The sequence below is a fragment of the Paraburkholderia sp. BR10141 genome (assembly GCF_056155635.1).
In genome coordinates, this window is record NZ_JBMIQH010000048.1 from 44,980 (window position 1) to 53,867 (window position 8,888).

7 protein-coding genes and 4 pseudogenes are annotated in these 8,888 nt (G+C 58.3%); 6 read left to right on the forward strand and 5 right to left on the reverse strand.

Annotated elements, in window-relative coordinates:
- Positions 1-3: 3 nt before the first annotated feature.
- Positions 4-306, reverse strand: a complete 303-nt coding sequence (locus tag ACOJB8_RS37285) for a hypothetical protein (protein ID WP_069269246.1) — start codon at positions 304-306, stop codon at positions 4-6.
- Positions 307-392: 86 nt separating this feature from the next.
- Entirely contained in the window at positions 393-833 is a 441-nt protein-coding gene (locus tag ACOJB8_RS37290) for a hypothetical protein (protein ID WP_368729510.1), read from the reverse strand.
- 601 nt (positions 834-1,434) lie between these two features.
- Here ACOJB8_RS37290 and ACOJB8_RS37295 point away from each other — a divergent pair.
- Positions 1,435-1,554 (forward strand): annotated as a pseudogene (locus ACOJB8_RS37295) (IS6 family transposase); the annotation flags it as partial.
- Between the two features lie 98 nt (positions 1,555-1,652).
- A pseudogene (locus tag ACOJB8_RS37300) lies at positions 1,653-2,327 on the forward strand (IS6 family transposase); the annotation flags it as partial.
- A gap of 197 nt (positions 2,328-2,524) precedes the next feature.
- Here ACOJB8_RS37300 and ACOJB8_RS37305 read toward each other — a convergent pair.
- Positions 2,525-3,358: a LysR substrate-binding domain-containing protein gene (locus ACOJB8_RS37305; RefSeq protein WP_069269255.1), complete on the reverse strand. Its 834-nt coding sequence runs from the start codon at positions 3,356-3,358 to the stop codon at positions 2,525-2,527.
- A 167-nt stretch (positions 3,359-3,525) separates the two neighbouring features.
- On the opposite strand from ACOJB8_RS37305, the gene ACOJB8_RS37310 reads away from it, so the two are divergent.
- Positions 3,526-4,461 carry an NADPH:quinone reductase gene (locus tag ACOJB8_RS37310; RefSeq protein ID WP_475017159.1) on the forward strand — a complete coding sequence of 312 codons (936 nt, stop codon included), beginning with the start codon at positions 3,526-3,528 and terminating at the stop codon, positions 4,459-4,461.
- Positions 4,462-4,784: 323 nt separating this feature from the next.
- On the opposite strand, the pseudogene ACOJB8_RS37315 reads toward ACOJB8_RS37310, so the two are convergent.
- Positions 4,785-5,210 (reverse strand): annotated as a pseudogene (locus ACOJB8_RS37315) (transposase); the annotation flags it as partial.
- Positions 5,211-5,834: 624 nt separating this feature from the next.
- On the opposite strand from ACOJB8_RS37315, the gene ACOJB8_RS37320 reads away from it, so the two are divergent.
- Positions 5,835-6,053, forward strand: a complete 219-nt coding sequence (locus ACOJB8_RS37320) for a gamma-glutamyl-gamma-aminobutyrate hydrolase family protein (protein ID WP_475017161.1) — start codon at positions 5,835-5,837, stop codon at positions 6,051-6,053.
- 416 nt (positions 6,054-6,469) lie between these two features.
- Positions 6,470-7,567 carry an OpgC domain-containing protein gene (locus ACOJB8_RS37325; RefSeq protein ID WP_368605756.1) on the forward strand — a complete coding sequence of 366 codons (1,098 nt, stop codon included), beginning with the start codon at positions 6,470-6,472 and terminating at the stop codon, positions 7,565-7,567.
- Between the two features lie 142 nt (positions 7,568-7,709).
- Here ACOJB8_RS37325 and ACOJB8_RS37330 read toward each other — a convergent pair.
- A pseudogene (locus ACOJB8_RS37330) lies at positions 7,710-8,116 on the reverse strand (transposase family protein); the annotation flags it as partial.
- Positions 8,117-8,567: 451 nt separating this feature from the next.
- Between ACOJB8_RS37330 and ACOJB8_RS37335 the strand changes: the two are divergent.
- Positions 8,568-8,837, forward strand: coding sequence for a hypothetical protein (locus ACOJB8_RS37335; protein ID WP_342922778.1), 270 nt, complete (start codon positions 8,568-8,570; stop codon positions 8,835-8,837).
- Positions 8,838-8,888 lie beyond the last annotated feature (51 nt).

An 8,888-nucleotide genomic window follows, 5' to 3' on the forward strand; every position in this document is an offset into this window, starting at 1 on the left:
AGCCTACCTCGACGCGTGAGAGACGACGGCGCCGTCGCTCGCCGATCCGCACGCTGCCATTTTGACCGCAGCCGTCATCGCCTGCCGTAGCGGCTGGCCGAACAGCCTGCCAACGACGTTCTCGTCGATCACCACGCGCAGCACCGACTGGTACGACACAAGCGACGCGACGCCAACGTCGATCGCAAGAGCGCTGATGCGCAACTGCGCGTCAGCGAGCCTGCGGAACGCCTCGTTCGAGTCGCTCAGGCCCTGTACCCATTGCTGATAGACGGTCGCCTGACTCGGAATGACTGCATTCAACATCGTGTAACCCCCTATCGAAAACAAGCGCGCACGCGGCACCGCAGATGCCGGCGTGCATCGCTGTGAAATACGGGCGACAAGCCCTGTCAGGATGGTGGACGGCTGGCATGACTGCGACGATCGAGCGCGTCGTGTAAGGCGGAGAGTTCGTCTTCGATCTCGTCGCCGCGATAGTAGAGAAAAGCGCCCGTCTCGCCGCCGACGAGGACTTCGAGATAAGGTTCGGGTTCGGCCAAACCCGCATCGCAACCAGCATGGAGGACGTCCACGCTGTCACGCAACGATTCACCGACCGTCGTCACGACCGAAGCGAGACCGAGCGTACGCAACCGGTCCGCCCATACGGCGAGCCCCCTTTCCCCACTGCCTGCGACGATCGGTACGTAAAGGCAGAACGAGCGCTCGTCGAGCCAGCTCGCGTGCCCGTCAAGATCGGGATACGTGGCATTCGCCTCAGGACACGTCCGGGACGAGTGTGTGGAAACAGGCTCCGCCTGCGCGACGTCCTCTGATGCGCTACGTATCACACTATGGCGACGCCGACCGGACGACAGCCCGATGAGGCGCGCAACCACTGCCGGCCATGCGCGCGCAAAAATGGATCGGCTCGCTTGCCCCATTGAATGCTCCTTCGTCCCCGGAGTGAATCCGGTCAAATTGTGGCGATCCGATAACACGTGCGATTGCGGCGCAGCGTTTACGTGTCGCCCCGCGAATTGCGGGTGGCATCGAGCAGCCACAGGGATTTTCAATGCAACGGGAATCCTAAATCTCTTCCGTTCGTGAATCAGACCGCCGAATACGCGTTGAGCAAACGACGCGTACACTGACACTCCAGGCTCGTCGGCGTGAGGTACCGCGCCCGCATTGATCATAGGAGAAAATCCGGAAGGTACAAAACCTCGACCGCATAAAATTCTGCTCTGCGGTGATCTGTCGCAATACGGCGGTCTGCTATGCTGACGGCCCTTAATGTGTGACTTGATCGATGACCGAGAAGCTCAATCCGAGCTGTGGCAAAAGTACTCAAACAGTTGCATCACCCGCTAGACGTGATGTTGCTGTGTTTTGTTGCAATAGGTCGAGTCGGCTATGATGTTCGTAACAAGACGAACGACTGAAAGCTGGATGAAGACGCTGAATCCGACCGTGGCCCGCGTGCTCAAACGCCTGCATTACCCGCTTGATGTGATCCTGACTTGCGTGCGCTGGTATGTGGCCTATCCGCTCAGTCTGAGAAACCTGGAAGAATGATGGCGCATCGAGGCATCTCAGTGGGGCTCTGGTGCAAATAGGGCCGGCGAATGGGTTAGAGTTGTCGGAACAAAACAAACCGACGAGCCGCGATGAACAAGCTGAAGAGTCCGGAGAAGTTGTTCGGCGGACGCCATTTTGATCGGGAGATCATCATCCTGTGCGTTCGCTGGTACCTGCGCTACAAGCTCAGCTTTCGCGATCTGGTCGAGATGATGGCCGAACGGGGATTGTCGCTGGCTCACACGACGATTCTGCGCTGGGTGAGGCGTTATACACCCGAGTTCGTCAAACGCTGGAACCGCTTTGCTACACCTGCGGCTCGCTCGTGGCGTACCGATGAGACCTACCTGAAGATTCGCGGCAGGTGGGTCTACCTGTACCGGGCAGTGGATCGGGCTGGGCAGACGGTGGACTTCATGCTCAGAGTCCGACGCGACGTGGCTGCGGCCAAAGCTCTTTTCAGCAAGGCCATCAAGCGTCTGGGCCAGCCGCTGCAGACCATCACGCTCGACGGCTATGCCGCCTCACACCGCGCGGTACGCGAAATGAAGACCGATGGTCTGCTGGCTGAAGACACGAAGGTCCGCTCCTCAAAATATCTGAACAACGGGATCGAGCAAGGCCATCGCCACATCAAGTCCAGAACGAACGTGATGCCTGGTTTCAAGCGATTCGGGAGCGCCGCGACCACGATTTCAGGAATCGAGTTGACGCATCGCATTTGCAATGGGCAGTTCGATCTCGCGAAGCTCGGCCTCAAGGAGGAACGCCATACAGTCGCGGTTGCATTCGCATATGCAACAGACAACTTCTTGCCGGGGCCTGCGCCGATTTTTTTTTGGCCCCGGCTCGGCGTGCACGATAGCGGTCAAGCATTGCGTCGGTGCTGGGCGCGCGCAGCACCGAGCATTTTAACGAAGGCGCCCGGAAATTGCCGCCACTCCCGCACGGGTAGCCGCACTCACTCCTTCAGAAGGTCAATCAGCGCACGACCAAGTGGATCAGGACTTCGCTCATAGGTCACCAGCCTTATCCCCGGCAATTCGGGCCAGGCACCATTGCCTTGCGGCAAGGTAACAAGTCCGTCGTCCAGCGCGGATTCGCAAAGGACCGAAATGCCAAGGCCCTCCTTGATGCGGGACTGGACACCGACGACGCCACTCAAAGTCAGCGCTTCTCGCCATTGGATCGTGCCCGAATTGAGCGCCGAGATGGCAGCAGCTCTGAACGCGCAGGGAGCGGGCAGCAGGCACAGGTCAACCAAGGGTGGTGGGACGTCCAGATCTTGAGCCGCGACCCAGTGCATCTTTTCCTCGCGAAACAGGTGAGGTGAGCCGCGACCCTCCTGCTCCTTTACGAGAACGACATCAAGGTCACCGGCATCGAACGCACGTAGCAACTCCTCACTAAGCGCTACCCTGACGCTCAGCTCAACCCGCGGGAGCAGTCGACGAATCCGGCCTAACAGTTCCGGCAGCCGGTGAGGAACAAGATACTCGACGATGCCCAGGCGCAGGCGCCCTTCGAGGTTCCTGCGGCCAACCATACCGACAGCCTCATCGTTCAGACGCAGCAGACCGACAGCGTAGTTGAGGAACTGTTCCCCGGCAGTAGTTAGCTCGACCTGGCGACTGTTGCGGGAAAAAAGCTCGACCCCGAGTAAATCTTCAAGCCGCTGAACCCGCGTGCTGATCGCGGACTGCGATCTGCAAAGGCGCTTCGATGCACCGGTGAAGCTCCGCGCATCCGAGACAGCAACGAAGCAGCGGACGAGGTCTATGTCAAGGTCTCGCACATCAATCTCCAATAACGATAGCTGCGATCGGTATTATGCGTTCTTCAGCTTGATGGCTCCGCGATACGATTTCCTCGTTACGAAAATGAATGGAGAACGCGATGCAAGCTGTCTGGTATGAGCGGGTCGGACCCGCACGCGAGGTGCTAGTGAACGGGGAGCGTCCAATGCCGTCCCCCGGTCATGGGGAAGTCCTTGTGCAACTCCATGCGTCGGGCGTCAACCCCTCGGACGTCAAGGCGAGGGCGGGGGCTCGCGGCGGGAAGAGCGACCTTGCCTTTGCGTTCGTCATTCCACACAGCGACGGTGCCGGGATCGTTATCGAGTGTGGCCCTGGATGCAACCGGCTCACCCCTGGAAGCCGCGTCTGGGTAAGCAATGGGCAGTGGCGACGGGCTTCCGGCACCGCTGCCCAGTACATTGCGATTGACGAGAAGCTGGTCTTCCCGCTCCCGGACAACGCCTCCTACCTGGTTGGCGCAGCACTGGGCATTCCAACCCTCACGGCGTGCCACGTCACGACAGCTTTCGGCGACGTGGCCGGGCGCACCGTCCTGATCAGTGGCGGAGCCGGCACAGTCGGACGGCTGGCCGTGCAGTTCGCCAGGCAGGCAGGCGCGTTCGTGGTCGCATCCGGACATGGCTCAGCTGATGAAAAACGCATCACCAGCGCTGGTGCCGATGCCTTCGTTGACTACACGAGCCCCACCTTCGTTGCGGACGTGCTCGATGCGACAAATGGGCGACTAATCGATCACGCCGTTGAAGTCGAATTCGGCGCCAATGTGGAGTCTCTGGCCGATCTGCTCTCGGATCGCGCGACAGTGGTGACCTATGGCTCAGCCAGGGTGATGCGGCCGGAGATACCGTTCTACAAGTTTCTGTTCAAGGGCATCGAGCTTCAGTTCGTGCTGGTTTATTTGCTCACACCCGGGGAACGAGCCGACGCAGCTATGCGCATCAATCATCTTCTGGAGCTGGGGACGCTCGACGTACCAATCCATGAGGTACTGCCGCTTCGGGATTGCGCACGCGCGCACGAGCTGGTCGAGAGCGGACAGCGCACAGGTGCGGTTATTCTGGACGTGGAGAACGTCGCATGACTATATCTCTGTCGGACTGCCGCATGAAGATCACCCTGTTCACAGGACGGACCAGTTATCGGCCTGGCGATCGCTCGGGTTATGTTGGTTGGGGGTTGGCGAGTGCCACTTTACGATTGGGACAGGACGACGCAATCGCGAAAGCCATTAGCCAGGTTAGCGCACGAGCGTCCTACCCAGCCTCGCCGAAGCACCTTGACGCTGACTTGCGATGTCGCCCGGAAGCGCGGCAACTCGTCGCGGACGTGGAAGTCTCGAAGACTCAACCGGCCATATTGATCTGCTTGTCGGCAACGCAGTTCGTGGAGCGCACGGATCTGTCTATTCAAAACGTGCTTCTTCTCGGCGATCGCCACTACTTCATTGAAAAATTCGATCATCGCATCATGCTTGATCAGTCGTTCACGGTTCTTCGTGAAAACGGTCGGCACCCAAACCTCGTCATCCATGCTCAAGCCGATGAACCAGCGAAACAGCAGGTTGTATTGCACCTGCTCCATCAGTTGGCGCTCCGAGCGGATGCTGTAGAGGACCTGGATCAGCATGGCTCGCAGCAACTTCTCCGGTGCGATGCTCGGTCGCCCACCCTTGATGTACGGCCTCGTACATCCCGGCAAACAACCGATCCATCTTCGTCAGCGCTTCGTTCGCCATCACATGGATTGAACGCAACGGATCAGACTTCGGGACGAAGTCGTCCAGCTTGCGCATGGAAAGCAAACTCTCGTGAATGTGTCGGCGCCGCGCATGATCTCCAGGAGGCAAGTAGGGGGGCTTTCCATCAACGCTTCATGGCATACCGGCCTGACGAAGAACCTGCGTGCCAAGCAGGCTTTCGAAGCCGACCCACTGTTAAGGATCGTCAGGCGCGAATCTCATCGTGGCGCGGGGTGCGCCCCCCAAAACGACGCCGAATAGATTTAGGCAAACCAACTCGCCATCGAAAATCAGGGTTGCAAAAATGGGGCGGACCATAGATTTGGCAAATTGATGCCGCTTCGGGTGGGGGCGTCGATCCCATTACTTTCGACTTTAGCTCCGCGAAACTACGTGATCTACGGTATTACGAACGACGCAGCACCGTGCCGAAAAGATGACAATGCTGCAACCGATCATGGGACGAAAATCGGGCGTTGCCGCTAGGGTGAGCGGCTTCATGCTGGTTGAGCCATACCTACTAACCTGACGAACCTGACATCAAGATCATCTTCCACGCATACACGCATTAGTATGCGTTAGGTTTCCATAATAAAAATTCATATTCAATAACTGATCCAATGTGGCAATATCGCTTTGACGGGACATGAATACGCGCTCCGCTTCGAGCATGTCTGATTGTCGTCGTCGCGTCTGGCGGACTGCGGTCGTCGGTCATCGACGGCAGCGAGTTACGCGTCAACTCGCTATACAAGCAAGGAATCGCACAGGTTGGCCAAAGAGTTCGGTTGGAGGCAGTCGCGGATGACGGAGGCATGGAAGCACTGTACACGGACGCATCCACATTTCAACTCGCGCTGCAGTGGCCTCCTGAATGGCACGCCTCAAGCGACGAGGAGCCGGAAGATGCTAGGCGCGTTCAGCAAGGCATGTGATGGCTATAGAGCGAAGCGTTCGACGAAGCAGAATGCAACAACCAATTAATCTGCAGTTGCCTATTGGGAAGAGCTAACCCGGATTCTGGATTGGACGCAAACAGATGCTCCACACTATTACACGCGCATAGAAGACTTCATGTCTACGCGGTCGAAAGAATATTTGCGCGGCTAGCAGGAGCGAAGCCCTGCCCGGGACGGCCAGATGCCAGCCGATGCGGTTCGCAAAGCCCAATGATATTGGGCATATTAGCGGGCAAAATTAAGCCTTCAAGACACTACGTCGGCAGCAGTGTGGTAGCTCGTTCTCTCTTCTTGATGGCGAATCCTTTCCGTAATGAAATTTCCTTCATGCGTTCTGTTTGCACCCGAGCGCCCAGCCCGTGAGTGCTCCAGCCTCGCACCATCCATACTCCATGCATTCATCGACCTCCCGGCTGCCAGAACTCGATTTTCTCCGCGGTCTCGCATTGCTGATCATTGTCGTCGATCACGTCAGCGGCAGCGTCGTGTCGCACATTACGTTGCACACGTATGCGCTTTGCGACACTGCTGAAGCGTTTGTGTTTCTCGCGGGCTACTCGACAGCCACCGCGTGGACTACTCTGGCAGCGTACCGTGACAAAGCGGCCGCGCGTAGGTGGTTTATCAAACGAGCGTGGGTGATCTATCGGGCATTTCTTTTCACGGCTGGCTTACTGCTGCTGGCGAGCGCCGTCTTGCGCGCGTTCCACATCGAAACGCCGCACACGGCACGTGATCTGCAGCAATTGATTGCGTCGCCGGCAACGGTGCTGCGCGATATCGTGCTGTTACGCCGTCAACCATATCTTGCGTCGGTGCTGCCGATGTACGTACTCTTCGCGCTGGCAGCACCGGTGATGGTACCGCTCGCACGCGAGCGCCCGTGGCTACTTGTAGCGCTATCGTTAGGGCTCTGGGCGGTCGCGGGAACCTTATATTGGTATCTTCCCGCCGCACTGAACAACCGATGGGATTTCAATCCGTTCGCCTGGCAACTGGTATTTGTGCTCGGCGCACTCGCGCGCTGCCAGCCCGTTTATCAACACATCGATTCCGCGCGCTTCGGCAGGATCGCGTGGCTTGCAGCGCTCGCGATCATCGCCTCTGGTGCCTATTACAAGCTGAGGATCGAGCCCTCAACGCCTGGCATCATGAAGCGGGACCTCGAATGGCCACGCGCGGTGAATTTCATCGCGCTGGCGTGGCTGGTCGCCGATCTCGTCCGCCGTGGCTGGATACGACACGCTGCTGAGAGGGCACCGTGGGTCGGAGCGATCGGCCGTAAGAGCCTGCCGTGCTTCGTCGCCGGCACCGTAGTTTCGCTGAGCGCCGATGCCGTGTTGGCCCGGACAACCGGCGGCCAGCATGATGTGTGGCTGGGTCTCGCTGCAGATGCAGTGACGATCCTGTCCGTATTTGCCGTTGCCTCGCTCGCGAGCCTGCCGGCCCGCGCGCTGACGTCACGCCTGAGGAAAAGGCTCCGCCTGTAGACCCATTAGCCGTCGGATAGCGTCATGCGCAAAGCCGGTTCCTCGCGGCTCTTGAGTTCGAGCTGGGACTGAATAATGCTTCGCTGATTCTTCTCGCAGAAGCCCCGCGCACGGCTCGGGGGTGACGTGGCTCACTTTGCACTCAACGTTGATGCTGTGTCGGAAAGCCCCGGCAGTAAGGGGTTTGCAGAATCACTTTTTCAGGTGGTCGCCAGCATATGGATGCAGCAGGCAATTCTGAAGAAAGCCTCCGTGGATGGAATCGATCTGTTCGAAGCGGATGCGCAGTCGGCGGAAGTTGTGAAGCCACGAGATGGTCTGCTCAACAGAGGCTGACCACGTCGAGCGATTTCTGCAATGCATGACCGCATGCAGTGGACATCGATATTTGTCGTGGTCGTAACCTCTATCGCCCTGAACGACCCGAGGCTTTGATAGTGGTTTGCCAGGCTTGCCACGGATGGGCGGAATTGCCTCGACGAACGCTAGAAGTTGAATGGGATCGTTGCGGTTGACACCAGTCATAATCACCGCGAGCGGGAAGTTCCTGCAAATGCATCAACAACTATCAGCTTCAAACCCTTGCCGCGCAAGGCGCTTCGAGTTTTTCAGGGTCGACTAAATTACTGTCTCAAATCCGGGGGCCACTTTACAGATCCTGCGCGAAGAGTACGAACTTCTGTACAACGAGATGGGATTGAGGGACTATATTCGCTACTTCTACTCCGGCCGCATCACGGTGTTGGTTGGCTCGTTCGCAGCATTGACGCATATCAACATCGAGGGTGAATCGCGCGCGCATGTTCACTAATGCAGGTGCGCGAGCGGGCGGCGGCAGGTTTTTAGTTTGTGGCGCATCGTGGTTCGCAGCAGAGAAACCATCAACGTAGTCGCCCGGGGGCTCCTCGTCATCGTGCCAAGGCCGCATGATCCGGAATTCCCCAGAAGTTACGCGTCAGGATGACGCACGAATGACTGTTACTCAGGAGGAGGTGCGACTATGAAAAATATGGCCGACGCCGACACGATCGAGTGCCGCGGGATTATCCGGAGGAGGGCCTTCGAACTTGCCGAAAGCGGTGCCTTTACCGACTGGCGAGCAATCAGGCTGACGCTCCACTCGCTCTTTCCCGCTAATCGCGTCGACGATATCCTCGCGAGCCCGTTCTGTCGTCTGGACCTGAATCTGCGATGCGGCAAGCCCATCCGTCAAAGCCTGTCCAATGAATATGGTCACGTGCAAGACAGCGAGCACGAAAGCGCCGGATAGCGATCAAAGGAGGTTTGCACGAGAGCCGTCTGCGACGGCACCGACTCCCAG

Coding starts and splice junctions, on each gene's coding strand:
- ACOJB8_RS37285 (WP_069269246.1), bottom strand. CDS start 306: ATGTTGAATGCAGTCATTCCGAGTCAGGCGACCGTCTATCAGCAATGG.
- ACOJB8_RS37310 (WP_475017159.1), top strand. CDS start 3,526: ATGCCGTCCCCCGGTCATGGGGAAGTCCTTGTGCAACTCCATGCGTCG.
- ACOJB8_RS37325 (WP_368605756.1), top strand. CDS start 6,470: ATGCATTCATCGACCTCCCGGCTGCCAGAACTCGATTTTCTCCGCGGT.
- ACOJB8_RS37335 (WP_342922778.1), top strand. CDS start 8,568: ATGAAAAATATGGCCGACGCCGACACGATCGAGTGCCGCGGGATTATC.